Below are 24,760 nucleotides of genomic sequence, written 5' to 3'. Positions count from 1 at the left end.
CTTAACCAAATTGGAAAGCGAAGCAGCCGTACGTTTTGGCTTTCGCAGCTAGACAAAATGATTGCAGATATTTAACTTCTTCTATTATCCAGTTTTGAAGGAACAATGTTCCTCATAGTTTGGTGGCGATAGCGAAGAGGTCACACCCGTTCCCATTCCGAACACGGCAGTTAAGCTCTTCAGCGCCGATGGTAGTTGGGGGTTCTCCCCCTGTGAGAGTAGGACGCCGCCAAGCAAGCGAAAGGCCAGCAGAGATGCTGGTCTTTTTTGTGTGCAGAAATGGAAATATCATAGGAAATCAAATGAATCGAGTAAGCAAAAGCCAAGGAGGTCGGGGTGCGAGGAACTGAAACTGACGAAGAAATAATCCGGATATCACATTCCGGATTTTGAATAAGGCTGTTAAGCTCGCAAACTAATGATGGCAAGACAATAGGCTTCTGCTAAACCTGCCGCGTCCTGTGCGGGCCCGAAGCTTCCAGACAGACATAAGCTCGCTGTGAATTGAGCTCTAAAAACGCCACAGATGCTACATTAGCTAATGTCATATAAATACCCTTGCAGCCTGTCTATTTGGCAGCTTGAATGGCCCTTCACGCCGGTAAATCCTTTGTAAAAAGGTTTATCCTGACACTTGTGAGTATGGAATTTTCCTATATTTGATTTTTTCAGGCATAGACATACACTCAATGCCCAGTGGCCTCATATATTGATATAGAAATTAAACAGCAGCTGACATGAACTATTCTAAAAATTGTATACAACATTTAGATTTTGGAGAGAATGCAGGTATGGAGGTGGGGATATTGAGTTCAGCAGCAGCCAATAAAGCACCAGCGGAAACATGCGTGGTTTGTGAAAAGACAAAATCGGTTGGCATACATCTTTATACATCATTTTTATGCGAAGAATGTGAACATGATATCATAAATACGGGAACGGACAATCCGATGTACCATTATTATTTAAAACAGCTGAAGAAAGTAAATGTTCCTGAAATTTGTTCTTAAGAAGAAGAGGAATAGGCATTTATAAGAGTCAGAGACTATGAAGAACCTCCTTAAGGTTTTTATGGTTTCTGATTTTTTTATTTCCATTATTAAAATTGGACAAGCTGGAGTCTGCACTTGCATTTGTCTGATAGAATAAACAAAGAATAATTAAAAGGAAGTATACCATGAAATCAAAAGAGAAAACGCCATTATTTGATGCTCTTGTAAAACATAGAGAAAAGGAAAGTCTTTCTTTCCACGTACCCGGCCATAAAAACGGCCGTATATTTAATCATTGGGGCAAACATATTTTTGATCCTGTGCTGTCCATCGATCTGACAGAGCTCACCGGTCTTGATGACTTGCATGACCCAGGCGGACCCATTTTGGAGGCGGAACAGCTTTTGGCCGATTTGTATGGCTCACAAAAAAGTTATTTTCTTGTGAACGGTTCTACCTCGGGCAATATTGCGATGATTCTCGCTGCCTGTGAGGAGGGAGATAGAGTGCTTGTACAAAGGAATTGCCATAAATCTGTTTTGCACGGCCTGATGCTTGCGAATGTTAAGCCAGTTTTCATATCTCCTGCCATCGATGAACAGCTGGAGATTGCGGGCAGTGTAACGGTATCGGCTGTAAAAGAGGCAATCGGGCTTTATCCAGAAACAAAGGCCATTGTTTTAACCTATCCAACCTATTATGGAACCGGCAGTGCAGTTTCAGAGATTATCACATTGGCTCATCAGCACAGCATTCCTGTGCTTGTGGATGAAGCTCATGGGGCCCATTTTTGCCTCGGTGCCCCTTTTCCGGAATCTGCCCTGGCAGCAGGTGCAGATGTGGTAGTTCATTCTGCACATAAGACACTTCCTGCCATGACGATGGGATCATTCTTGCATTACAGCAGTGAATTAATTGATTCCAGCAAGCTGGAGTTCTGCTTGCAAATGCTGCAGTCAAGCAGTCCATCTTATCCGATTATGGCCTCACTGGATCTTTCGAGGGCATATCTGGCTACTTACAGCCAGGACGATATAGAAGCATTGAAACAAGCAGTGGGCGGCTTCAAGGAGGAACTAAACAGCATTTCAGGAATACATGTGGCAGAGAGCAAATCAGGCAACAGTGATCTCCTTAAGCTTATAATCCGGTCTGAGAAGGGGCATTCTGGCTTTCAACTGCAGCAGATACTTGAAAGTGAAGGGATTTTTACGGAGCTTGCCGATGTAAGAAATGTCCTTATGGTGCTGCCGCTAATAAAGAAGGACAGTGATTTTCCATTTCGGGAAACACTAATGAGAGTTAAACGTGCCGTAGAGAATAGCGAAGAGGCGGAGGGTCAGGTTTCTTCTTGTTCCCATTTTCAGGAACAGACCATTCAGCCGCTTTCCCTGACGTATCAGCAAATGAAAAAAAGACAGAAAAAGCTTGCAGCATTAACTGACTGTTTAGGAGAAATCTCTGCTGAAATGATTACTCCTTACCCGCCAGGCATTCCATTAATAATGCCTGGTGAAAAAGTAACAGCGGGAAAAATAAATCGTATGGAGGAGCTGCTGAGAAAAGGGGGAAGGTTCCATGGGGGCCCTGAGCTTGAAAGCGGGCAGCTGTGGATCTACGAATAAGTTTTCCTTTTTGAATTAGAAAATAGTATACTTAAACCGCAAAGTGATAGTTGGAGGTCATGTATGAATCAAGGAATATTTATAACCATGGAAGGACCTGAGGGTGCAGGGAAAACAACCATTCTGCATATGCTTGGAGAACTTCTTACAGATATGGGGCACAGTGTGCTCATCACTAGAGAACCCGGAGGCATCCCTATTGCAGAACAAATCAGGGAAGTCATTTTAAATAAAGAAAATACAGCTATGGACAGCAGAACAGAAGCCCTGCTTTATGCTGCAGCAAGGAGGCAGCACCTTGCTGAAAAAGTGCTGCCCGCTTTAAGTGAGGGGAAAATTGTACTGTGCGACCGCTTTATTGACAGCTCTCTGGCTTATCAGGGATATGCAAGGGGCCTGGGAATGGATGAAGTCTATTCGATCAATCAATTTGCCATCAATGGAGTTATGCCGGATCTTACGATTTACTTCGATATTGACCCGGCTGCTGGCCTGGAACGAATTGCATCCAACGGGGAAAGGGAAATAAACCGCCTGGATATGGAAGCTCTGCAGTTTCATGAAAAAGTAAAAGAAGGATATATGCTTATTATAGAGAAGTGGAAAGAAAGATTTTTTATTGTAGATGCATCCCAATCACCTGAACAGGTATTGGAGCAAACTGCATCCAAGGTGTACCAGGTTATTGGCAGGGAGGAGGCCTCACAATAATATTTATCGTAAAATGCCTGTAAACCTCCTTTTTGGGGTATAGATAATTGTTATAATATAAATTAAACAAAGCAGAACACATTTGGTGTTCAAGCGGAGGATGATAGATATGAAAATGATTATTGCAGTTGTACAGGATAAAGATAGCCATAGATTGCTGAATGAACTTGTTGAACATAATTTCCGGGCGACCAAGCTTGCCAGCACCGGAGGGTTTTTAAAATCCGGCAATACCACCTTCATGATAGGTACCGATGACATTCGCGTTGAAAAAGCCCTCGATATTATTAAAAATAATTGCGAGTCCCGGCAGCAGCTGGTAGCGCCTGTATCCCCAATGGGAGGAAATGCTGATTCATATGTTCCATATCCAGTTGAAATCCAGGTTGGCGGAGCAGCAGTATTTGTATTGCCAATCGAAACTTTTATGCAATTTTAACGTACGAAAGCAGTGTGGTATGAATGAAAATTAACCAGGACCTTCCTTTAAGCCTGGATAAAGCCAGGCAAGACAGCAAGCAGGTTCAAACTGGTAATGGAAAATTTCAGCAGCTGGTGCAAAAGCAGGATCAAAAACTGCAGTATGCCTCACTGAACCGGCTGCTGAGCGATATTGAGGGAGCCGGCGGCAGACTGGGCAAATCCCGCACCTTCAAGGATATCGCAAAATTCAAAACGCTGGTCAAGCGGTTCGTAAAAGAAGCTGTTGACTTTGGAATGGATCTGAAGCATTCGAACAGCTGGAACCAATTTGGGCAGAGCCGCCCGCTGAAAATTGTCGAAACAATCGATGATAAATTGGTTGAGCTAACCGAAGCTGTATTGTCCAAAGAAAAGACGTCTGTGGACGTTTTGGAAAAAATAGGTGAAATCAAAGGCCTATTGATTAATTTATACACGTAAAATATCACCGTCCTTTTTTCTGAAACTGCCGATAATAGGCGAATGTTACCCTTTTTAAGCCAGTAAATAAAAAAAGAGTCATATTTTTAATATAGTGTTTATATGATGAAATGGACTTACTTAAGAGAGTTGATTGGTTATGACGGAAGCATGGAACGAAATAGCTGATATTCAGCCGACAATCATGGGAATGCTGAAAAATGGCATGCTAAAAAACCGGGTTGCTCACGCCTACCTTTTCGAAGGTGAAAAAGGTGTCGGAAAAAGAGAGGCAAGCATCATTTTCGCCAAGAGCCTGCTGTGTGAGCAGCAGATTGACGGGTATCTGCCATGTGAAAACTGCAAAAACTGCAAACGCATAAACAGCGGGAACCATCCTGATGTGCATCTGATTGAACCAGACGGCTTGTCTATCAAAAAGGAACAGATTAAAAGTCTTCAAGAGGAATTTTCAAAGAAAAGCGTTGAGGCCAATCGTAAAATTTATATGATTTTCAATGCAGACAAAATGTCCGTGCAGGCAGCCAACAGCTTGCTTAAATTCCTCGAGGAACCTTCTTCAGACACAGTTGCCATTTTGGTTACAGAGCAAATACAGCGGATCCTGCCTACCATCCTGTCACGCTGCCAGGTATTGTCTTTTAAGCCTCTTTCTCCTGCAGTTCTTAAGGAAAAGCTGATAAATCAAGGGGTAAACATCCAAGACTCATCTATAATCCCCCACTTAACCCACAATTTTGAAGAAGGAATAAGAATAAGTAATGAGGAATGGTTTGCACAAGCCCAAAAAATAGTGGTAAAATTATATGAAGTGCTAAACCAAAATCCCATGAAGGCATTATTATATCTTCAGGAAGAGTGGTTTGTGCACTTTAAGGAAAGGGAGCAAATGGACAGAAGTCTTGATTTGTTATTTCTTATCTATAAAGATTTATTATATATTCAGTTGGACAAGCGTGAACTTGCCGTCTTTCAAAATAAAACCGGGGAATTTGAAACACACGCTCTTCATCTTTCCCAGAGGCGCCTTGCAGACTGCATGGGCTATATTTTAGAAGCGAAAAGGAAACTGCTGTCCAATACAAATCCACAGCTGTTGATGGAACAGCTTGTGCTGAATTTGCAGGAGGGATCATCATTTGTATGATGTAGTAGGCGTCCGCTTTAAAAAAGCGGGTAAAATATACTACTTTGACCCGGGAGAGCTCGCCATTCCGAAGGATGAGTTTGTTATAGTTGAAACTGTCCGCGGAGTTGAATTCGGCAAGGTTGTAACCGCCCGGAAACAAGTAGATGATAATGATGTTGTTCTGCCGCTGAAAAAGGTTCTCAGGATTGCAGATGCAAAGGACAGGCTGATTGTTGAGGAAAATAAATCGGCGGCATCTGAAGCATATGGAACCTGCTGCCAAAAAGTAGAGGAACACAAGCTTGATATGAAGCTCGTTGATGTTGAATACACGTTTGACAGAAATAAAGTAGTGTTTTACTTTACTGCAGATGGACGAATTGATTTTCGTGATTTAGTCAAGGATTTGGCGGCGATTTTTAGAACCAGGATTGAATTGCGCCAGATAGGCGTCAGGGATGAAGCCAAGATGCTTGGAGGCATAGGCCCATGCGGAAGAATGCTTTGCTGCTCGACATTCCTGGGTGATTTTGAACCAGTTTCCATTAAAATGGCCAAGGATCAAAATTTATCGCTGAATCCGACCAAAATTTCTGGGCTGTGCGGCCGGCTGATGTGCTGTCTTAAATATGAAAACGATGAGTATGAGAGTGCGAAGGAAATGCTTCCGGATTTGGGTGAAATCATTAAAACCCCTCATGGAAAAGGCAAGGTAGTTGGGCTTAATATTCTAGAACGAGTACTTCAGATTGAATTTGTCGAACAAGAAAGAGTTTTGGAATATACGTTAGATGAGATTCTAAAAGAGGGAGCCGTTTCTATTCAAGCCACAGATTATTAAGGTGGTGGAGAGCGTGGATAAAAAAGAAATTTTTGAATCGGTCACTAATATGGAAACCCAAATCGGCCATCTATACAAGCAGCTTGGTGAGATGAAACAGCATTTGGCGGAGGTTCTTGAAGAGAATAATTCGCTGAAGCTTGAAAACAGCCATCTTAGGCGGCGGTTAGATCAGCTGGAAACAGCAGGAACCAGCGTGAAGGAAAAAAATAAAGTGAAAAATAAGCAAACAGCCCAGGGAGAGAAGATGCTCGATATAGGGGAAGGCTACGATAATCTTGCCCGTTTGTATCAAGAAGGCTTTCATATTTGCAACCTTCATTTTGGAAGTTTAAGAAAAGATGGAGACTGCCTGTTTTGCTTATCATTTTTGAATAAAAAATAATCTCAAGCCTTTCCTGTCAAGGGAAGGCTTTTTTAATAACCGGAGGAAATGCATCCAGAGGAGGTAAGAGAGTTGTTGGAATTAAAAGGTGATGAACGGCTGGATTATCTTTTGGCTGAACGTTTAAGAATCATTCAAAGCCCTTCTGTTTTTTCGTTTTCACTAGATGCTGTTCTGCTATCGAAGTTCGTCAGTGTGCCGATTCAAAAAGGCAAGCTGATTGATATGTGTTCAGGAAATGGAGTTGTGCCGCTGTTATTAAGCACGAGGACTAAAGCAAGCATGATTGGTGTGGAAATTCAGGAAAGGTTATATGATATGGCGAAAAGAAGCATTGATTATAATGGGCTTTCCGGGCAAATACATATGATGCATGGAGACATTAAGGAAATCCCTGGACAGCTTGGCCACTCAAAGTTTGATGTGGTAACCTGCAATCCTCCATACTTTCCAACTCCATCAAAAGAAGAAATCAATCAAAATGAACACTTTGCCATTGCCAGGCATGAAATTTACTGTACCCTTGAAGATGTGGTGCGCACGAGCAGCCAGCTGCTGCGCCAGGGAGGCAAGGCTGCCTTTGTACATAGGCCTGGAAGACTGATGGACATACTGAGCCTGATGAGAAAATATCGGATTGAACCAAAACGATTACAGTTTGTTTATCCGAAGGCGGGCAAGGAGGCCAATACTATTCTTATTGAAGGAATCAAGGACGGAAAGCCTGATTTAAAAATACTTCCTCCGCTAGTCGTTTATAATGAGGATCACGAGTATAATCCGGAAATCAGAAGGATTTTATATGGAGAAGAATGAGCATTTCTTTTATGTGCTGAGATGCAGGGATGGCAGTTTTTATGCAGGCTATACAAATGATTTAAAAAAGCGGATAAGCATGCATAATGAAGGAAAAGGGGCAAAGTACACCAGAGGCAGGGGACCGGTGGAGCTGATCTATTATGAGGTCTTTGCAACGAAAACGGAAGCAATGCGTGCCGAGTACAGCTTTAAACAGCTGAATAGGGCACAAAAAGAACAAATTATTGATAAAAAGGAGAAAACTGTTCATGCAGCAGCAGAAAAGCTATGAAAAAGAAGGACTAGAACCGGCGCTGTACTTGGTGCCTACTCCTATTGGGAATTTGGAAGATATGAGCTTCAGGGCTCTGAGAATATTAAAAGAGGCAGATGTGATAGCTGCTGAGGATACACGTAATACTAAAAAACTTTGCAATTACTTTGAAATCGAAACGCCAATCGTCAGCTATCATGAACATAACAAGCAAAAAAGCGGCAAGCAGATGATTGATCGCCTCCTTTCCGGACAATTGATCGCCCTTGTCAGTGACGCAGGAATGCCCACGATTTCCGATCCCGGGTATGAACTTGTGGTAGAGGCACTAGCAGAAAATATCACTGTAGTCCCGCTTCCTGGCGCAAATGCTGCATTAACTGCATTGATTGGCTCAGGCCTTATCCCGCAGCCTTTTTATTTCCATGGTTTTCTGCAAAGAAGCAATAAAGAAAAAAAGGCAGAACTGGAAAGATTGAAAAAAATGACGTCGACCTGGATTATTTATGAATCTCCCCATCGCTTGAAGGAAACGTTAAAAAGCATGCTTGGGATACTGGGAAATAGAAAAATCGTGCTTTGCCGTGAGCTTACAAAGAAATTTGAGGAATTTATCAGAGGCACCATTGAGGAAGCTTTAGCATGGGCGGAAGAATCAGAAATTCGCGGCGAATTTTGTCTTGTCATTGAAGGGTCTCAGGAAAGTGAAGATACTGAGGAGAAGAAGTGGTGGGACAACATGGAGGTTTCTGCTCATGTAGAGGCCTACATCCAGGAAAGAGGCCTTTCTTCCAAGGAAGCCATTAAGCAGACCGCTAAGGACAGAGGCATACAGAAACGTGAAGTATATCAATCGTATCATGTAGATGAAGAATAAATAAGCATAAAAAAGGCTTCCGGATAGGAAGCCTTCACTGTATTATTTTGATGTTTCGAAGCTTTGCTGAATTTCTTTAATCAGCATTTCAGCACCTTCACGGCTTAGGATAAGCTTGCCGCCAGCAAGAGTCAAGTTTTCATCAGAAACTTCACCAGTTACTTGGCAAGTCATATTTGGCTTGTATTTTTTTAGGATGATGCGTTCGTCATCCACATAAATTTCAAGTGCATCTTTTTCTGCAATTCCAAGCGTACGGCGAAGTTCGATTGGAATAACCACCCGTCCTAATTCATCAACCTTACGAACAATTCCTGTAGATTTCATTCTGTAAATCTCCTCTCAGATTATACTAGTACCTTTTTCTCTTTATCTATTTTCGTCATTATTCGACAATTTTTTTTATAAATTTAATAATACCAGCCATTCCCAAATACGTCAATCATTTTATTTTTAACTTAAGATAAATTCAGCGAAAAAACGTAAATCCCTTTATCCTCAAGGCTTTCAGCTGTTTTAATAAGTAGGATAAATCCTTTTTTGTATGATATTGGACCTGTTTTGTTTTATTACGATAATAAAAATAAGAATAAATCCCTAATAAATTCGACTAAATTCGACAAAAACAAACAAAAGCCAACATAATCCTATCTTTATGTTGAAGTTAAAATGAGTAAAGAGACATATTTTGGGATTAGGCGAGAAGGAATGCCTCTAGTAAAAAGAAGGCAATGGGGAATTTGAGTAAGACCTTACTCTTTTTATTGCGCAATTTAATTTTTTTAGGTATATTTTGTTCATATAAGAGGTAATGCTGACATTATAGAAGTGTTAAAAAGACAGGATTACTGATTTTCTCTTTATAGAGCATGTTAACTGAGCCGCCTCTAAAGACCCGTCTCAACATTGTAAAGCCATTGAAGCAGTTTAAGCACAGTCTGCTGCCAGTGAAAGAATGATATTTTCAGCTAACCATCCCCGGGAAGACCTTCTGTGGAGGGAAGCTTCACTTTATTTAGCTCGCGTCCTGTTGGGCGTGAGTTTTTTATCGCTCTTCTGTTTATATAAGGGTAAAATGGAAGCAGGTATATGATAATTGCTGTTTGTTATTTTTAAGGAGGGAAAAAAATGAAAGAAAAACTGAAAACTTTTTATATCACAACGCCGATTTATTATCCGAGCGGAAATTTACATATTGGCCATGCCTATACGACTGTAGCCGGTGATGCTATGGCCCGTTATAAGAGGATGCGGGGATTCGATGTTATGTATCTGACGGGTACAGATGAGCATGGACAAAAAATCCAGCGAAAGGCTGAAGAAGCTGGCATCACTCCGCAGGAATATGTGGACGGCATTGTATCTGGAATCAAGGACTTGTGGAAGAAGATGGACATCTCATATGATGACTTTATCCGCACAACAGACGAAAGGCATAAAACAGCAGTAACAAAGATGTTTAAGCAGCTGCTGGATCAGGGAGATATTTATCTGGATGAATATGAAGGCTGGTATTCTGTTTCTGATGAAACCTATTATACCGAGCTTCAATTGACAGACCCAGTTTATGAGAATGGAAAAATAGTTGGAGGCAAGAGTCCTGACAGCGGCCATCCGGTTGAGCTTGTGAAGGAAGAATCCTACTTTTTCAGGATGGGTAAATATGCAGACAGGCTGCTGAAGTTTTACGAAGAAAATCCAGAATTCATTCAGCCTGAGTCCAGGAAAAATGAAATGATTAATAATTTCATTAAACCGGGACTTGAAGATCTGGCTGTATCAAGAACAACCTTTGACTGGGGTATTAAGGTGCCTGGAGATCCGAAGCACGTAATTTATGTCTGGATTGATGCTTTATCAAATTATATTACGGCTCTTGGATATGGAAATGAAGATGACGCCAAGTATTTAAACTACTGGCCAGCTGATGTCCACTTGATGAGTAAGGAAATTGTCCGTTTTCATACCATTTATTGGCCAATCATGCTGATGGCGCTTGACCTGCCACTTCCTAAAAAGGTCTTCGCCCATGGCTGGCTATTAATGAAGGACGGAAAAATGTCCAAATCAAAGGGGAATGTTGTTGACCCTGTTACTTTAATCGACCGTTATGGCCTTGATGCATTGCGCTACTACCTGCTGCGGGAGGTACCATTTGGTTCTGATGGCGTCTTTACTCCTGAAGGGTTTGTGGAAAGAATTAACTTCGACTTGGCTAACGACCTTGGTAACCTTTTGAATCGGACTGTTGCTATGATTGATAAATATTTCGATGGAGTGATTCCTGAATATAAAGGCGCACTGGGGGAGTTTGATGAATCCCTGGAGGCGAAGAACAGAGAAACGGTTTCCAAGTATGAAGAAGCAATGGAAAAGATGGAGTTTTCAGTTGCTTTATCCACCATTTGGCAGCTTGTCAGCAGAACAAATAAATATATCGATGAAACAAAGCCGTGGATTCTGGCTAAAGACGAGGAGAAAAAAGACGAACTTGGCAGTGTGATGAGCCACTTGGCTGAATCTTTAAGAAGAACAGCAATTCTCCTTACGCCATTTTTAACTCAAACTCCGGGTAAAATCTTTTCTCAGTTGAATATTGAAGATGAATCTCTTAAGTCATGGGAAAGCCTTGAAGAGTTTGGAAAAATCCCTGCGATGACCAAAGTGAGTAAAGGGGAGCCAATTTTCCCCCGCTTAGAGATGAAGGATGAAATAGAATATATCAAATTGCAAATGCAGGGAAGCTTGCCTCAGGAAGAAGAAAAGAAGCCTGAAGAGCAAGAGATACCTGAAGTGGAAGAAATCACGATTGATGACTTTATGAAAGTAGAATTGCGGGTTGCTCAGGTACTTGAGGCGGAATCCGTGAAAAAAGCGGATAAGCTTCTTAAACTGCAGCTGGATCTTGGCTATGAAAAAAGACAGGTTGTTTCTGGAATTGCTCAATACTATAAGCCCGAGGAATTAATAGGGAAAAAAGTTATTTGTGTAACTAATTTAAAGCCTGTCAAACTGCGCGGAGAATTATCACAAGGAATGATATTGGCAGGAAGCAGCGATGGAGTTTTGTCTGTGGCTACTGTTAATGATTCGCTGCCAAACGGTTCTAAAGTTAAATAATTACCAATTGATAACATAAAGATGTTTCACATGGAACATTTTTATGTTATTTTTTGTGCTTTTTTGGGTATGGTGTAAAAATCCATAAATGAGTGCAGGCAAATCATTTTCCAATGTACATACTTATTTCGTAAAATATAGAAAATCAGCGGGGGATTGGCAGGAGGATAATGCAAGAAGTAAAAGCAGATAATACAAAAGCAGGACACTTGCGGGCGTTTGTCATCATTTTGTTACATAATTGTGAGGCATGAAAACTTTTATTCAACAATAGACTATTGCTAGAAAGGGAGAAAATAATGTTATTTGATACACATGTTCATTTGAATGATCTTCAATTTTCGGAGGACTTGGAAGAAGTAATAGATAGAATGAAAGAGGTAGGAGTATCCAATGTGGTTGTTGTCGGCTTTGACCGGCCTACCATCACAAGGGCCATGGAGCTTGTGGAGACATACGAATTCATGTATGCGGCTGTGGGCTGGCATCCTGTAGATGCCATTGATATGACGGATGGCGATCTGGAGTGGATTGAAGAGCTTTCAAGTCATCCTAAAGTGGTGGCAATCGGGGAAATGGGCCTGGACTACCATTGGGATAAGTCTCCGAAGGATGTCCAAAAAGAAGTATTCAGGAAACAAATCAGGCTGGCGAGGAAGGTTAAGCTCCCGATTATCATCCATAACCGGGAAGCAACGGCAGACATTGTGGAGATTTTAAAAGAAGAGCATGCCTCAGAGGTTGGCGGCATTATGCATTGCTTCAGCGGAAGTGCCGAGACGGCAAAGGAATGCATTGATATGAATTTTTACATTTCACTAGGGGGGCCTGTTACATTTAAGAATGCCAAGAAACCTAAGGAAGTAGCGGCTGAGGTTCCTTTGGACCGCCTGCTGATTGAAACGGACTGCCCTTATCTGGCTCCGCATCCATACAGGGGGAAACGGAATGAACCGGCATATGTGAAGTTAGTAGCCGAACAAATTGCTGAGATAAAAGGGGTTGCACCTGAGGAAATAGCAGCTGTGACTACAGAGAATGCAAAGAAATTATTCGGCATAAAATGATAGCACTTTTTGTCGGTTTGTTTCTAAGCGTGTCTGCAGAAAAACTGAATTCAAGAAAGTAATGCAAATCTTCGTCACTTTATGGTATGTCCATGTCGATAAGTCTCCCTTTCCAATTAGATAGAGAGTATGCATAATAGAAATTAACTTTCAAGGCTTTCTATAAATCGGATGGGAGTCCGGCAGGGATTACTATACAATCACCGAGAGGAAGGAGGAGTTTTTCATTTCTTTTAAAAATATGAAAAACTTGATTCCCAAGTCTTTTGGGAAAAAGAGAGTGGCCTTTGGGGCAGGAGCGGCCATAGCCGGTATTGCCGTATTGGGATTGCTGTATTATCAGGGGACAAAACAAACGGTTTCACTCTCGCTGGATGGTGAGAAAAAAGTAGTAAGGACACATGCTGAAACGATTCGTGATATATTAAAAGACTTTGAGATTGACGTGAAGGCTCAGGATTATTTATCGCCATCGGGCAAGAGCAAAGTGGGGGATCACACGAATGTTGTGTGGGAGCCGGCCATGCACATTGGAATCACTGTGGATGGCAAAAAGAAAACGGTATGGACAACGGCTGATACGGTCAGCGGGCTGCTGAAGGAACAAAATCTCGAATTAAAGGAAAAGGATCGGATTTCTCCGGCACCCGACACCAGGCTTCAGGAAAAAATGAGCATTGCAATCGAAAAGGCCTTTCCGCTTACATTGGCAGTTGGCAAAAACGAAAAGCAAGTCTGGTCAACTTCGACTACGGTCGCTGACTTTTTAAGACAACAAGGTGTAACGCTCAATCATTTAGACCGTGTTGAGCCAAAATTAGGAGAAAAAGTTCAAGCCAAGAACAGAGTAAACGTCATACGAGTTGAAAAAGTCACCGATGTAGTGGAAGAACCGGTTAATTATGCAGTCATTACAAAAAAAGATAACAGCCTTCTGAAGGGAAAAGAAAAAGTCATTACTCCCGGGAGCAAGGGGCTTCTTGCCAAGCATTATGAAATTACAAAAGAAAATGGGAAAATCGTGGCAAAAAAACTTCTTTCAAAACAAGTTATCAAGCAAAAGCGTGACAGGGTTACCGCTATTGGAACCCGGCAATACATAGTGCAGGCTTCACGCAAGGCTCAGGAGTCCGGCGGAAAGGAAGTCTATGTTTCCTCGACCGCTTATACGGCAAGCTGCAATGGATGTTCAGGAAGAACAGCAACTGGCATTAATTTGAAAGAAAACCCGGGAGCAAGAGTCATCGCTGTTGACCCGAGTGTCATCCCGCTCGGCTCCAAAGTGTTTGTTGAGGGATATGGATATGCAATTGCAGCGGATAAGGGCTCTGCCATCAAAGGAAACAGGATCGATGTATTCTTTTCTTCACAATCAGACGCCTACCGCTGGGGAGTGAAAAGGGTAAAAGTGCGGATTATCCAGTAGTTAACGTGAAACTTCCGCGTGCGGGGAGGCGGCGGATATGGCTTTCCTTTAATGCGGGATAAACTTTTGCAGGAGATTTTATATCTCCTGCTTTTTTACGTTATAATAATAAAGCAGAATCCAGCTATTGCTTGCTGTATTCGATTCATTATGTTTAGGCGAATATAAAGTGAAGAAGGTTTCATCAATTTGGAGGAACACATGAAAAAAATTAAAGAAATTATCGTGGTGGAAGGAAAAGACGACACCGTAGCCATAAAAAGATCTGTGAATGCCGATACCATCGAGACGAATGGTTCTGCAGTTAATGAGTCTGTAATCGAACAGGTGAGGCTTGCCCAGCAAACGAGGGGTGTCATTATTTTTACGGATCCTGATTTTCCGGGACAGAAAATAAGGAATACGATTACAGATCAGGTTAAAGGATGCAAGCATGCATTTTTAACAAAAAACGAAGCACTTCCTAAGTCAGGAAGAGGTCTCGGTGTGGAGCATGCCTCCCCTGAATCCATCAGAAATGCGCTGAGGGATGCCCAGACTATGGATGAAGAAGCGAAAGAGGAAATTTCAAAGGAGGATCTTGCAGATGCCGGATTGATCGGCGGCGAAGGTTCCAGGCAAAGAAGGGAACGGCTGGGCCAGCTGCTAAAGATCGGTTTTACAAATGGCAAGCAGCTGTATAAGCGCTTAAAAATGTTCCAAATATCGAAAGAAGATTTTATTGAAGCGTTAAAGCAAATCAAGCAGGAGGAAAATCATGCATAAGGATATTGCAACTCCCCTCAGAACCAAAGAGATACTGAAAAAATATGGCTTTTCCTTTAAAAAAAGCCTTGGCCAGAATTTCTTGATCGATACCAATATTTTAAAGAATATCGTCGAACATGCTAATCTGACCGAACAAAGCGGCGCCATTGAAATTGGCCCGGGAATCGGCGCTTTGACAGAACAATTGGCAAAAAGCAGCAAAAAGGTAACGGCATTTGAAATAGATCAGAGGTTATTGCCGATATTGAAGGATACCTTGTCACCTTATAATAATGTAAAAGTAATACATGAGGATGTCTTGAAGGCAGATGTGAAAAAGGTGATAGAAGAAGAGTTTGCAGATACCCCGGATGTAATGGTTGTAGCCAATCTTCCTTACTATGTCACAACTCCGATCATTCTTAAATTGCTGACTGAAAAACTGCCGATCCGGGGCATTGTCGTGATGCTTCAAAAGGAGGTTGCTGATCGGATTGCCGCAAAGCCCGGTACAAAGGAATATGGTTCATTATCCATTGCTATACAGTATTATACAGAGGCGGAAACAGTCATGGTTGTTCCGAAAACTGTTTTTATGCCTCAGCCTAATGTAGATTCAGCTGTCATAAGACTTACGGTAAGAGAGCGGCCGGTTGTAGAGGTAAAAGATGAGGACTTTTTCTTTACGCTGACACGCTCAAGCTTCGCGCAGCGGCGTAAAACCATCTTGAATAACCTTACAAGCCAGCTTCCAGATGGAAAGGCCAAAAAAGATATTATATTAGCTGCACTCGAAAAATCCAATATTGATCCAGCACGAAGGGGAGAAACTCTTTCTATTGAGGAATTTGGAAAATTGAGCGATGAGCTGTTTCCTGATTTTACAGGGAGTGCATTGAGCTGATAATAGCCAGGACCGGAAATTACCGGGTTCCTGGCTATTTTTATAATGATCAGTAACGGCGAAAAAGACTTCGGCTGATGTCCTTGGTGCCGTCGCATTTCACCATTTTCGGCTGGTTGCATAACTTAAGAAAGAACATAATTTTGACAGGGCCATAGGTGATCTTGTTACGGGGTGAGGCCATGAGTATTAAAATTCATGATATTGTAGCCAGGAAGTCATATGAAGGGGATGTCCTTTTCCGTGTTATAGATATCAAAGAGAAAAAAGGAATCAAGGAAGCTGTTTTGTACGGAGAGGATTTCCGGCTTATTGCTGATGCACCATTTTCCGATTTGTTGAAAATCGATGAAAATGAGAGGAACCAGCGCCACAGAAGCGATTTGGAAAAGCAGGATCAATCATTCCGCCTTTTTACGCAGGAGCAGGAGCTGCAAAAACAAAAAAGCGATTATGAAGCAAGCAGCGGCTACAGGTATAGCGGCAACTATTTTCAGATGCCTGGGAGGGTTCTGCATGTAGACGGTGATGCTTCCTATTTGAGAAAATGTCTTGACTTATATGAAAAAATCGGGATTCCTGTGAACGGAGTCTATTGCAATGAAAAGGAAATGCCAGAGAAAATCGGCCAGCTTCTTGATCATTACCGCCCAGATATCCTGGTGATCACAGGCCATGATTCTTACTCGAAAACCAAAGGAAATCCTGAAGATTTGAGTGCATACCGCCATTCCAGGCATTTTGTCCAAACTGTTATGGAGGCAAGAAAAAGGGTATCTCACTTGGATCAGCTTGTTATTTTTGCCGGTGCCTGCCAGTCCCATTTTGAATCACTCATTCGGGCTGGAGCCAATTTCGCAAGCTCTCCATCAAGGGTGAATATTCATGCGCTGGATCCGGTTTATATTGTTGCGAAAATCAGCTACACACCTTTCATGGAGCATATCCGTGTATGGGATGTACTGAGGAATACATTAACAGGCGAAAAAGGGCTCGGCGGCATTGAAACACGCGGAGTTTTAAGAACAGGTATGCCCTATAACCTTACAACTGAAGAATAACCGCTGCATGTATAATACATGCAGCTTGTTTTTGTTTATCTCAAAGCAATCATAAGTTTGAATACATTTCGGGGGTATCGGACAATTTTTGCAGAGCGAGCTGGTTTTTTTGGAAATAAAATAGCTGAAATGGCTGGTTTCATAAAAAGATTACATAATTTTTCAATTGCTGAGGATACTAGTGGGGTACAGAAGAACTGCAAATTTTGAAGGAACATGCGATAAAAAACCATTGACAAACAAATTTAACTACTGCTATAATTTATTATTTTGTTTGACCTTGGTTGGTGTTTGTGATATACTACACTTAGTGAGGTGGACCGAAAATGCCAAAAACTTTAGCTGATATTAAACATGCGCTGGACTCCAATCTTGGAAAAAGGTTGCTATTGAAAGCAAATGGCGGAAGAAGAAAAACTGTAGAACGTTTTGGTACGTTGGCAGAAACTTATCCAGCTGTTTTTGTAATCGAACTCGATCAAGATGAAAATGCATTCGAAAGAGTATCTTACAGCTATGCAGACGTATTAACGGAAACCGTACAACTAACATTTTTGAATAAGCAGCAGGAAATGTAGCTTTGAGTAGGCAGTAAACACAGTTTGCTGCTTTTTAATTTGTCCAAAATTCCTGTCTGTGTTGATTTATAACAAAAAAGGATAAAAGAGCCGGTTATGAAATATCACCCTATGCAGATGCTAACTATGTGTCAGCTGTGAAAGGGGATGTTCATTTTGGGCAGAAATAAAGGGATTATGTCAGAGCATTTTAAAGAAGAACTGGCAAAAGAACTTGGATTTTATGATGTGGTCCAAAAAGAAGGCTGGGGAGGAATACGTGCCCGTGATGCGGGAAATATGGTTAAGCTGGCCATTGAAAAGGCTCAAAGCCAGCTTGCGAATAGAAACTGATGTTTATCAGCCGCGTATTCTGACTTAAAGCAGCACACAATACAGCGCAGAAGGGGAAGCTTACTTAAGCTTCCCCTTCTGCTATACCGGCAAAGCCCCGCACTTAACCCCCGATTAAAACCATGTATGCTCTATATAATTTTCGAAATTCCTCTGCTGCATTGAAATTACCCTTAAAAAACCTTTAGAATGGAAACAAATATGATAAAATAGGACAAGAACTTTCTAGAACGTTAAAAGTAGGTGGTAAATTTGAAGCTTATGGAGAAGGCACCAGCTAAGATAAACTTAGCGCTGGATGTGCTTAATAAGCGGCCGGATGGATACCATGAAGTCGAAATGATTATGACTACGGTTGATCTTGCGGATAGAATTGAATTAAAGGAAATCAGACATAATGAAATTGAAATCCTTTCGCATAACAGGTTTGTTCCGGATGACCAGAGAAATTTGGCATATCAGGCAGCTTTTTTATTAAAAGAACGTTACGGCATTAATAAGGGAGTTTCGATTGCCATAGAAAAAAACATTCCGGTGGCAGCTGGTCTCGCTGGAGGAAGCAGTGATGCAGCGGCCACTTTAAGAGGATTGAATAAGCTATGGAAGCTTGGTTTATCGCTGGATGAATTGGCAGAACTGGGTGCGGAAATCGGTTCGGATGTTTCCTTTTGCGTATACGGCGGAACAGCACTCGCAAAAGGCAGAGGAGAGAAAATCACTCACCTCCCCGTTCCTCCAAAATGCTGGGTGATCCTGGCTAAGCCAACGCTTGGAGTCTCGACGGCAGATGTTTATAAACGCTTGCAGCTATCTAAAATGTCCCACCCGGATGTACCTGGAATGATTTCTGCCATCGAGGAAAATAGTTACGAAAAGGTTTGCACCGGACTGGGCAATGTGCTGGAAAGCGTCACTCTGCCTCTTTACCCGGAAGTGGCTAATATTAAGGATCAGATGAAAACCTTTGGAGCAGATGCCGTGCTTATGAGCGGAAGCGGCCCTACTGTCTTTGGCCTTGCTGAGCATGATTCCCGAATGCAAAGAGTATATAATGGACTGCGCGGCTTTTGTGATCAGGTATATGCGGTCCGCATGCTTGGAGATATAAACATTCTTGAGTAAACACGTACATTAATGCTATAATATTATAAAAATATTCGGAAAAAGGAATGGAGGTGGAAAAAAGTGAAATTTAGGCGCAGTGAGAGACTGGTGGACATGACAAATTACCTTTTGGAACATCCTGGCCAGCTCGTCTCGCTTACATTCTTTGCGGAACGTTATAGTTCTGCTAAATCTTCTATTAGCGAAGATTTAACGATCATCAAGGAAACCTTCGAACAGCGGGGGATCGGATCATTGAATACCGTGCCGGGGGCAGCAGGCGGTGTGAAATATATCGTAAATGTAAACCGCGGGGAAGCGAAAGCTTTCATTGATGAATTGTGCAGGGTCATCGCGAGTCCTGAAAGGCTATTGCCTGGCGGTTATTTATATATGACAGACATACTCGGCGATCCCCAGACTGTCAATACCGTAGGGAGAATAATAGCAGCCGCTTATGCAAAAAAGCGTGTAGATGTCATTATGACTATGGCGACAAAAGGGATACCCCTTGCATATTCCGTTGCCCATTATTTAAATGTCCCGGTTGTAATTGCGAGAAGAGACAATAAAGTGACCGAGGGTTCGACTGTCAGCATTAATTATGTTTCTGGATCTCTAAAAAGAATCCAGACTATGGTGCTTTCAAAAAGGAGTCTTGCGGAAGGCTCAAACGTACTGATCGTAGATGATTTCATGAAGGCTGGCGGAACGGTAAACGGCATGGTTTCGCTGCTTGAAGAGTTTAAAGCTTCATTAGCCGGCATAGCTGTTCTGGTAGAATCAGAAAAAGCGGATGAACGCTTAGTGGATGATTATACTTCCCTCATCAAGCTTTCCGGAGTGAACGAAAAAGATAAGAGTATCAATGTAGCACAAGGAAATTATTTTGCAGCAGAATAAACATGCAATAAGCCAAAAGGAGGAACACTATGAAAATCATTCATACTAATGAGGCCCCGGCCGCAATTGGACCCTATTCACAAGGAATTACAGTAAATAACCTCTTCTTTAGCTCAGGCCAGATTCCCCTTACAGCGGAAGGAACAATGGTGACTGGCGATGTCATGAAGCAGACTCATCAGGTTTTTAAAAATCTGAAAGCCGTTTTAGCTGAAGCAGGCGCTTCTCTCGAAACCGTTGTAAAAGCGACAGTGTTTATTAAAAGCATGGACGACTTTGCCGAGATCAATGAAGTATACGGTACATACTTCTCAGATCATAAACCTGCCCGTTCTTGTGTAGAAGTGGCACGCCTTCCAAAAGATGCATTAGTGGAAATAGAAGTAATCGCGCTCGTTAAGTAATTTAAGACGGGCGTTTTTTTATTTTTGGCTTTTTCATGCAGCAAAAATCAGTTGGACAAATAGTTTATAGAGCTTCGGAGTTATTTATTGGCAGGGGCATAAGTATTTTCTATGCAGGCTATTTGCATAGAAAAATTTTAAAACGCTTTCATATCAATGTTTTAGGCGCAGCGAAAACACGAAATTAAAAAATTCAAGAAATATGCATAGTTTTTTTAAAAAATTTACAATAATTAGAAGGAGTTTAGAAAGCGCTTGTAGAATATGTATTTTAAGTTTCTATCATGAAAAAAGGTGGTGAACAGAATGGAAGTAACTGACGTAAGATTACGCCGCGTAAATACAGATGGGCGCATGAGGGCAATTGCATCAATTACATTGGATAATGAGTTTGTGGTACATGATATCCGTGTAATCGACGGAAATAATGGTTTATTCGTTGCTATGCCGAGTAAACGCACTCCTGATGGAGAATTCCGTGATATTGCACACCCGATTAATTCTTCAACACGCGGTAAAATTCAGGATGCTGTACTTGCTGAATATCATCGTTTAGGAGAAATGGAAGTCGAGTTAGAAGAAGCAGGAGCTGGAGCTTCATAAAAATTTGAAATAAATATGCATCAGGAGCCTACTTCAAAAGTAAGGCTCTTTTTATTGAAAAGGCTCTTTTCTTAAAGATTGTTGTTTTTTAATATGTTCTTTAAAGCCATCTCATTGTTAAGTCAGGTTGATTGGAGCATCCTGAAGCGGAAATCAACCACCTTTGTTACGTAGCAGCAAAGTTTACGAAAACAGCCATTGAAAAAAACAGGCTTTATTCTTATATTTCAATTCCCCCGATTATTTGAAAGTAAACCTTTTTTAACTCCAATTAAAAAAAACCCTCCAAAAAAATTCAGAAACTCTTAATTTGACTCCTTGAAAGGTATATAATTGACAAGATGTGATTTCTTTCACAATTAAGAATGAAAATACCATTGCTATGGACAGCCAGCAAGGAAAGCGGCATGCTTTTTAATTAAGCAGAGAGCAGATGCAGGTTTTCTTATTGACAATAATTTGTACTTTTCTCAGAAATGTTGAAAAGAAGGTTCATTTGAGATAATATTTTTAATGGATAAAAAGGTAAAATTGGAGGCCTGTTATGACGAATCGTTATGCAATAATTTTGGCCGCAGGACAAGGTACCAGAATGAAATCTAAGCTTTACAAGGTTTTGCACCCTGTTTGCGGAAAACCAATGGTACAGCATGTTATAGACCACGTTAATGAACTTAAAATAGAAGATATAGTCACGATTATTGGCCATGGAGCTGAAAAAGTGCAGGATCAACTGGGCAATTTAAGCCAGTATGCCCTTCAAACGGAGCAATTGGGAACTGCCCATGCAGTGATGCAGGCAGAAAATGCGCTTGCCGGCAAAGAAGGAACCACTCTTGTGATTTGCGGGGATACTCCCTTAATTAAATCCGAGACCATGCAGGCATTAATCGACCTGCACGAAAAAAAACAGGCTAAGGCAACCATATTGACAGCTTCAGCCCAAAATCCTGCTGGTTATGGACGGGTCATCCGCAATAGCGATGGAGAAGTTGAAAAAATTGTAGAACACAAAGATGCGAATGAATCCGAGCTTAAGGTAAAGGAAATCAATACTGGAACCTATTGCTTTGATAACATGGCGCTATTTTCTGCCCTTAAAAAAGTTTCGAATGACAATGTGCAGGGCGAGTACTACCTCCCTGATGTTATTGAAATCCTGAAGGCTGAGGGAGAAATTATTACAGCCTATGAAACGGATGATTTTGGCGAAACAATGGGAGTGAACGATAGAGTCGCTTTATCCCAGGCAGAAGCCATCATGCGGAGCAGAATTAACGAAAAGCATATGAGGAATGGAGTAACCATTACAGATCCGGCATCTACCTATATTGAAGCTGACGTAACCATCGAACAGGATACAGTCATTTATCCTGGCACCATGATTATGGGCAGCACCCATATTGGCCGGGAATGCCTGATCGGTCCTCATACAGAAATTAAAGACTGCAAAATTGGCGATCATACCGTACTTCGCCAATCTGTTGCACATGACAGCTCGATTGGGGCAGAAGTGAAGATTGGGCCGTTTGCCCATATCCGTCCTCAATCTGAAATTATGGATGAAGTAAAAATCGGGAATTTTGTTGAAATTAAAAAAGCGGTCTTTGGCACGGGAAGCAAAGCTTCTCATTTAAGTTACATTGGTGATGCTGAAGTTGGAAAAGATGTTAATATCGGCTGCGGATCCATTACTGTAAATTATGACGGAAAAAATAAATTCTTGACTAAAATAGAAGACGGGGTTTTTGTTGGCTGCAATTCCAATCTGGTTGCTCCTGTTACCATTGGAAAAGGAGCATACGTAGCAGCAGGTTCAACCATAACGGAAGATGTTCCAGGCGAGGCTTTATCAATAGCCCGCGCACGCCAGGTGAATAAAGAAGACTACGTAAAAAACCTGAAGTTCAATAAATAACCCAATGGAGGTTCATCATGTCAAACCAGTATTTAGATCCTAACTTAAAAGTCTTTTCTCTAAATTCCAATCATGGATTAGCTCAAGAAATTGCTAAAGCCATCGGTGTTGAGCTTGGAAAATGTTCAGTGACTCATTTCAGTGATGGTGAAGTGCAAATCAATATTGAGGAAAGCATCCGCGGCTGTGACGTGTTTGTTATTCAATCGACAAGCCAGCCTGTCAATGAGCATTTGATGGAATTGCTGATTATGATTGATGCATTAAAGCGTGCTTCCGCTAAAACCATCAATATTGTTATGCCTTATTACGGATATGCGCGCCAGGATCGGAAAGCGCGTGCCAGGGAGCCAATCACTGCCAAGCTTGTTGCTAATCTTTTGGAAACTGCAGGCGCAGACCGTGTCATCACACTGGATCTTCATGCACCTCAAATACAAGGATTCTTTGACATTTTAATCGACCATTTAATGGGTGTGCCGATTCTTGCTGATTATTTCAGAGAAAAGAATTTGCAGGATATCGTAATTGTGTCTCCTGATCATGGCGGAGTTACCCGTGCCCGGAAAATGGCAGACCGCTTAAAAGCGCCGATTGCCATCATTGATAAACGCCGTCCGCGCCCGAATGTTGCAGAGGTAATGAATATTGTCGGAAACATTGAAGGAAAAACGGCCATTTTGATTGATGATATTATTGACACCGCCGGGACTATTACATTAGCAGCGAATGCCCTTATGGAGAACGGGGCAACAGAAGTGTACGCTTGCTGTACTCACCCTGTTCTGTCCGGACCGGCTATCGAACGTATTCAAAACTCAACTATCAAAGAACTTGTAGTAACGAATACAATTTCTCTTCCCGAGGAAAAGAAAATCGATAAGATTGTAGAACTTTCTGTAGCTACTTTAATCGGAGAAGCAATTATCCGTGTCCACGAAGAGCAATCAGTAAGCACATTATTTGATTAAATAAAAAGCGCAGGCGCCTGTTAAGCCGGGAACATAATTCCGGATGCCTGTCAGGTAATGGCAGCCGGGATTACCAGTTTTAAAAAAGACGATGATTATTTTTCATCGTCTTTTTTTATTTGGCCAAAAATGCTCCAGAAGCCGCTCGTCCAGCCGATTTCGGCAGACACACCATCCGCAGCCTTGCTGGAAAATGTTTAGAATCTTTCTTTTTAGGGCAATTTTTAAGTAAGAGAAGCATTAATTTATTTTATTCGGAAAGGCGGAGGATTTATGAGTAACGTATTAGCGGCAAAAGAACGGGAAAATACTAACTTAAAACAATTAAGGGACAGAGGTGACATTCCTGCGGTCGTTTATGGCAATAAAAATGCAAGCACTGCTATTTCTGTAAGCAACGGGGATTTCCAGAGGGTCATTAAGGAAGTCGGCCGCAATGGAATAATTTCTCTGGATGTACAAGGAAGTAAACATGATGTTATGCTGTCTGACTTTCAGAAGGATCCGCTGAAAAATGAAATCTTCCATGCGGATTTCCTGATTGTAAACATGTCAGAGGAGCGTCAGGCACAAGTCCGCATCAACCTGGTTGGCGATTCTAAAGGTGTAAAAGATGGCGGCGTTCTCCAGCAATCCATCCACGAAGTCACTGTAACGGCTAAACCAAATGATATTCCGGAATCGATTGATGTGGATGTTACGAACCTGGAAGTTGGCGATACAGTTTCCATTGCAGATGTGAAAAGCGCAAAAGGAATTACGATTGACCACGATGAGGAAGAAGTCATCGCCTCTGTACTAGCTCCGAGACAGGAAGCGGAAATCAGTACGGGCGAACAGCAGGATGGCGGGACTCCAGAAAACGAAGAAGGCCGTGAAACCTCTCCATCATCTGAGTCTTGATAATGCATGATAGAAGCTAAAACATGGTATAATAGGCGTAACCTATACAGGTTACGCCTTTTGTCAGGTGAGATTAATCAGTACTTCTTGGCATTTTTGGCTTTGGAATATTCCTGCTGCATATATGGCTGGGATTTTTTTAAAATAGAATAGGACTGGAGCCGCTTGCAGGATAAAGTGCAG

At 41.7% G+C, this 24,760-nt stretch carries 27 protein-coding genes and 1 rRNA gene; 27 read left to right on the top strand and 1 reads right to left on the bottom strand.

Translation table 11 applies throughout. From position 1 onward, the window contains the following. Nucleotides 1–118: 118 nt before the first annotated feature. The 12 genes from rrf (at nt 119) to rsmI (ending at nt 8,535) form a co-directional block, all read left to right on the top strand. Nucleotides 119–235, top strand: a 5S ribosomal RNA gene (rrf, locus tag BIV59_RS19100). A 571-nt stretch (nt 236–806) separates the two neighbouring features. After that, the gene (locus BIV59_RS19095) at nt 807–1,010 is read left to right on the top strand and encodes a sigma factor G inhibitor Gin (protein ID WP_371261482.1); all 204 of its coding nucleotides are present in this window, start codon (nt 807–809) and stop codon (nt 1,008–1,010) included. A gap of 167 nt (nt 1,011–1,177) precedes the next feature. Then, nucleotides 1,178–2,617: an aminotransferase class I/II-fold pyridoxal phosphate-dependent enzyme gene (locus BIV59_RS19090; RefSeq protein ID WP_071353047.1), complete on the top strand. Its 1,440-nt coding sequence runs from the start codon at nt 1,178–1,180 to the stop codon at nt 2,615–2,617. A gap of 63 nt (nt 2,618–2,680) precedes the next feature. Further along, nucleotides 2,681–3,328: a dTMP kinase gene (gene tmk / locus BIV59_RS19085; RefSeq protein ID WP_071353046.1), complete on the top strand. Its 648-nt coding sequence runs from the start codon at nt 2,681–2,683 to the stop codon at nt 3,326–3,328. A gap of 109 nt (nt 3,329–3,437) precedes the next feature. Next, the gene (locus tag BIV59_RS19080) at nt 3,438–3,767 is read left to right on the top strand and encodes a cyclic-di-AMP receptor (RefSeq protein ID WP_071353045.1); all 330 of its coding nucleotides are present in this window, start codon (nt 3,438–3,440) and stop codon (nt 3,765–3,767) included. A 23-nt stretch (nt 3,768–3,790) separates the two neighbouring features. Then, nucleotides 3,791–4,231, top strand: a complete 441-nt coding sequence (locus tag BIV59_RS19075; protein ID WP_071353044.1) for a YaaR family protein — start codon at nt 3,791–3,793, stop codon at nt 4,229–4,231. A 139-nt stretch (nt 4,232–4,370) separates the two neighbouring features. Continuing rightward, entirely contained in the window at nt 4,371–5,378 is a 1,008-nt protein-coding gene (gene holB, locus BIV59_RS19070) for a DNA polymerase III subunit delta' (RefSeq protein WP_071353043.1), read from the top strand. After that, a complete protein-coding gene (locus BIV59_RS19065; RefSeq protein WP_071353042.1) occupies nt 5,371–6,201 on the top strand; it encodes a PSP1 domain-containing protein in 831 nt (276 codons plus the stop codon). The genes holB and BIV59_RS19065 overlap by 8 nt, the downstream gene beginning before the upstream one ends. Nucleotides 6,202–6,214: 13 nt before the next feature. Further along, entirely contained in the window at nt 6,215–6,586 is a 372-nt protein-coding gene (gene yabA, locus BIV59_RS19060; protein ID WP_071353041.1) for a DNA replication initiation control protein YabA, read from the top strand. A 72-nt stretch (nt 6,587–6,658) separates the two neighbouring features. Continuing rightward, complete coding sequence (locus BIV59_RS19055; RefSeq protein ID WP_071353040.1) at nt 6,659–7,402, top strand: tRNA1(Val) (adenine(37)-N6)-methyltransferase; 744 nt, start codon at nt 6,659–6,661, stop codon at nt 7,400–7,402. Next, nucleotides 7,389–7,676 (top strand): GIY-YIG nuclease family protein, encoded by a 288-nt coding sequence (locus tag BIV59_RS19050; protein ID WP_071353039.1) that lies wholly within the window; start codon nt 7,389–7,391, stop codon nt 7,674–7,676. The genes BIV59_RS19055 and BIV59_RS19050 overlap by 14 nt, the downstream gene beginning before the upstream one ends. Then, entirely contained in the window at nt 7,654–8,535 is an 882-nt protein-coding gene (gene rsmI / locus BIV59_RS19045; protein WP_071353038.1) for a 16S rRNA (cytidine(1402)-2'-O)-methyltransferase, read from the top strand. Before BIV59_RS19050 ends, rsmI begins: the two co-directional genes overlap by 23 nt. 42 nt (nt 8,536–8,577) lie before the next feature. Here the strand turns inward: rsmI and BIV59_RS19040 are convergent, their stop codons facing one another. Further along, nucleotides 8,578–8,862 (bottom strand): AbrB/MazE/SpoVT family DNA-binding domain-containing protein, encoded by a 285-nt coding sequence (locus tag BIV59_RS19040; protein WP_071353037.1) that lies wholly within the window; start codon nt 8,860–8,862, stop codon nt 8,578–8,580. 801 nt (nt 8,863–9,663) lie between these two features. Here BIV59_RS19040 and metG point away from each other — a divergent pair. From metG to BIV59_RS18960, 15 genes are all read left to right on the top strand, one after another. Then, complete coding sequence (gene metG, locus BIV59_RS19035; protein WP_071353036.1) at nt 9,664–11,655, top strand: methionine--tRNA ligase; 1,992 nt, start codon at nt 9,664–9,666, stop codon at nt 11,653–11,655. Between the two features lie 299 nt (nt 11,656–11,954). After that, nucleotides 11,955–12,722: a TatD family hydrolase gene (locus BIV59_RS19030; protein ID WP_071353035.1), complete on the top strand. Its 768-nt coding sequence runs from the start codon at nt 11,955–11,957 to the stop codon at nt 12,720–12,722. Nucleotides 12,723–13,002: 280 nt separating this feature from the next. After that, nucleotides 13,003–14,148 carry a ubiquitin-like domain-containing protein gene (locus BIV59_RS19025; RefSeq protein ID WP_346417437.1) on the top strand — a complete coding sequence of 382 codons (1,146 nt, stop codon included), beginning with the start codon at nt 13,003–13,005 and terminating at the stop codon, nt 14,146–14,148. A gap of 201 nt (nt 14,149–14,349) precedes the next feature. Next, nucleotides 14,350–14,913, top strand: a complete 564-nt coding sequence (gene rnmV / locus BIV59_RS19020; RefSeq protein WP_071353033.1) for a ribonuclease M5 — start codon at nt 14,350–14,352, stop codon at nt 14,911–14,913. Further along, entirely contained in the window at nt 14,906–15,799 is an 894-nt protein-coding gene (gene rsmA, locus BIV59_RS19015) for a 16S rRNA (adenine(1518)-N(6)/adenine(1519)-N(6))-dimethyltransferase RsmA (RefSeq protein ID WP_071353032.1), read from the top strand. Before rnmV ends, rsmA begins: the two co-directional genes overlap by 8 nt. A 182-nt stretch (nt 15,800–15,981) precedes the next feature. After that, nucleotides 15,982–16,860, top strand: coding sequence for a sporulation peptidase YabG (yabG, locus tag BIV59_RS19010; RefSeq protein WP_071353031.1), 879 nt, complete (start codon nt 15,982–15,984; stop codon nt 16,858–16,860). Nucleotides 16,861–17,186: 326 nt separating this feature from the next. Beyond that, nucleotides 17,187–17,438 carry a biofilm formation stimulator Veg gene (veg, locus tag BIV59_RS19000; RefSeq protein ID WP_071353029.1) on the top strand — a complete coding sequence of 84 codons (252 nt, stop codon included), beginning with the start codon at nt 17,187–17,189 and terminating at the stop codon, nt 17,436–17,438. A 156-nt stretch (nt 17,439–17,594) separates the two neighbouring features. Beyond that, complete coding sequence (locus BIV59_RS18995; protein WP_071353028.1) at nt 17,595–17,771, top strand: small, acid-soluble spore protein, alpha/beta type; 177 nt, start codon at nt 17,595–17,597, stop codon at nt 17,769–17,771. A gap of 252 nt (nt 17,772–18,023) precedes the next feature. Then, nucleotides 18,024–18,893, top strand: a complete 870-nt coding sequence (gene ispE / locus BIV59_RS18990) for a 4-(cytidine 5'-diphospho)-2-C-methyl-D-erythritol kinase (RefSeq protein WP_071353027.1) — start codon at nt 18,024–18,026, stop codon at nt 18,891–18,893. A gap of 63 nt (nt 18,894–18,956) precedes the next feature. Beyond that, complete coding sequence (gene purR / locus BIV59_RS18985) at nt 18,957–19,778, top strand: pur operon repressor (RefSeq protein ID WP_071353026.1); 822 nt, start codon at nt 18,957–18,959, stop codon at nt 19,776–19,778. Between the two features lie 29 nt (nt 19,779–19,807). Beyond that, nucleotides 19,808–20,182, top strand: coding sequence for a RidA family protein (locus BIV59_RS18980; protein WP_071353025.1), 375 nt, complete (start codon nt 19,808–19,810; stop codon nt 20,180–20,182). A 306-nt stretch (nt 20,183–20,488) separates the two neighbouring features. Next, on the top strand, nt 20,489–20,785 hold the full coding sequence (gene spoVG / locus BIV59_RS18975) for a septation regulator SpoVG (protein ID WP_071353024.1): 297 nt from the start codon (nt 20,489–20,491) through the stop codon (nt 20,783–20,785). 544 nt (nt 20,786–21,329) lie between these two features. Continuing rightward, a complete protein-coding gene (glmU, locus tag BIV59_RS18970; protein WP_071353023.1) occupies nt 21,330–22,703 on the top strand; it encodes a bifunctional UDP-N-acetylglucosamine diphosphorylase/glucosamine-1-phosphate N-acetyltransferase GlmU in 1,374 nt (457 codons plus the stop codon). A 17-nt stretch (nt 22,704–22,720) separates the two neighbouring features. Beyond that, nucleotides 22,721–23,674 carry a ribose-phosphate diphosphokinase gene (locus BIV59_RS18965; RefSeq protein ID WP_071353022.1) on the top strand — a complete coding sequence of 318 codons (954 nt, stop codon included), beginning with the start codon at nt 22,721–22,723 and terminating at the stop codon, nt 23,672–23,674. Nucleotides 23,675–23,947: 273 nt separating this feature from the next. After that, nucleotides 23,948–24,577 carry a 50S ribosomal protein L25/general stress protein Ctc gene (locus tag BIV59_RS18960; RefSeq protein ID WP_071353021.1) on the top strand — a complete coding sequence of 210 codons (630 nt, stop codon included), beginning with the start codon at nt 23,948–23,950 and terminating at the stop codon, nt 24,575–24,577. Nucleotides 24,578–24,760: the final 183 nt, after the last annotated feature.

Source organism: Bacillus sp. MUM 13 (assembly GCF_001866725.1).
Classification (GTDB): domain Bacteria; phylum Bacillota; class Bacilli; order Bacillales; family DSM-1321; genus Peribacillus.
Note: the sequence above shows the minus strand (reverse complement) of the source record. Positions and strands in the feature narration are given on the sequence as shown.

Excerpts from the sequence above, each read along its gene's own strand:
- BIV59_RS19090 (WP_071353047.1), top strand. The coding sequence starts at position 1,178 with ATGAAATCAAAAGAGAAAACGCCATTATTTGATGCTCTTGTAAAACAT.
- tmk (WP_071353046.1), top strand. The coding sequence starts at position 2,681 with ATGAATCAAGGAATATTTATAACCATGGAAGGACCTGAGGGTGCAGGG.
- BIV59_RS19080 (WP_071353045.1), top strand. The coding sequence starts at position 3,438 with ATGAAAATGATTATTGCAGTTGTACAGGATAAAGATAGCCATAGATTG.
- BIV59_RS19075 (WP_071353044.1), top strand. The coding sequence starts at position 3,791 with ATGAAAATTAACCAGGACCTTCCTTTAAGCCTGGATAAAGCCAGGCAA.
- holB (WP_071353043.1), top strand. The coding sequence starts at position 4,371 with ATGACGGAAGCATGGAACGAAATAGCTGATATTCAGCCGACAATCATG.
- BIV59_RS19050 (WP_071353039.1), top strand. The coding sequence starts at position 7,389 with ATGGAGAAGAATGAGCATTTCTTTTATGTGCTGAGATGCAGGGATGGC.
- rsmI (WP_071353038.1), top strand. The coding sequence starts at position 7,654 with ATGCAGCAGCAGAAAAGCTATGAAAAAGAAGGACTAGAACCGGCGCTG.
- BIV59_RS19040 (WP_071353037.1), bottom strand. The coding sequence starts at position 8,862 with ATGAAATCTACAGGAATTGTTCGTAAGGTTGATGAATTAGGACGGGTG.
- metG (WP_071353036.1), top strand. The coding sequence starts at position 9,664 with ATGAAAGAAAAACTGAAAACTTTTTATATCACAACGCCGATTTATTAT.
- BIV59_RS19030 (WP_071353035.1), top strand. The coding sequence starts at position 11,955 with ATGTTATTTGATACACATGTTCATTTGAATGATCTTCAATTTTCGGAG.
- rnmV (WP_071353033.1), top strand. The coding sequence starts at position 14,350 with ATGAAAAAAATTAAAGAAATTATCGTGGTGGAAGGAAAAGACGACACC.
- rsmA (WP_071353032.1), top strand. The coding sequence starts at position 14,906 with ATGCATAAGGATATTGCAACTCCCCTCAGAACCAAAGAGATACTGAAA.
- yabG (WP_071353031.1), top strand. The coding sequence starts at position 15,982 with ATGAGTATTAAAATTCATGATATTGTAGCCAGGAAGTCATATGAAGGG.
- veg (WP_071353029.1), top strand. The coding sequence starts at position 17,187 with ATGCCAAAAACTTTAGCTGATATTAAACATGCGCTGGACTCCAATCTT.
- BIV59_RS18980 (WP_071353025.1), top strand. The coding sequence starts at position 19,808 with ATGAAAATCATTCATACTAATGAGGCCCCGGCCGCAATTGGACCCTAT.
- spoVG (WP_071353024.1), top strand. The coding sequence starts at position 20,489 with ATGGAAGTAACTGACGTAAGATTACGCCGCGTAAATACAGATGGGCGC.
- glmU (WP_071353023.1), top strand. The coding sequence starts at position 21,330 with ATGACGAATCGTTATGCAATAATTTTGGCCGCAGGACAAGGTACCAGA.
- BIV59_RS18965 (WP_071353022.1), top strand. The coding sequence starts at position 22,721 with ATGTCAAACCAGTATTTAGATCCTAACTTAAAAGTCTTTTCTCTAAAT.
- BIV59_RS18960 (WP_071353021.1), top strand. The coding sequence starts at position 23,948 with ATGAGTAACGTATTAGCGGCAAAAGAACGGGAAAATACTAACTTAAAA.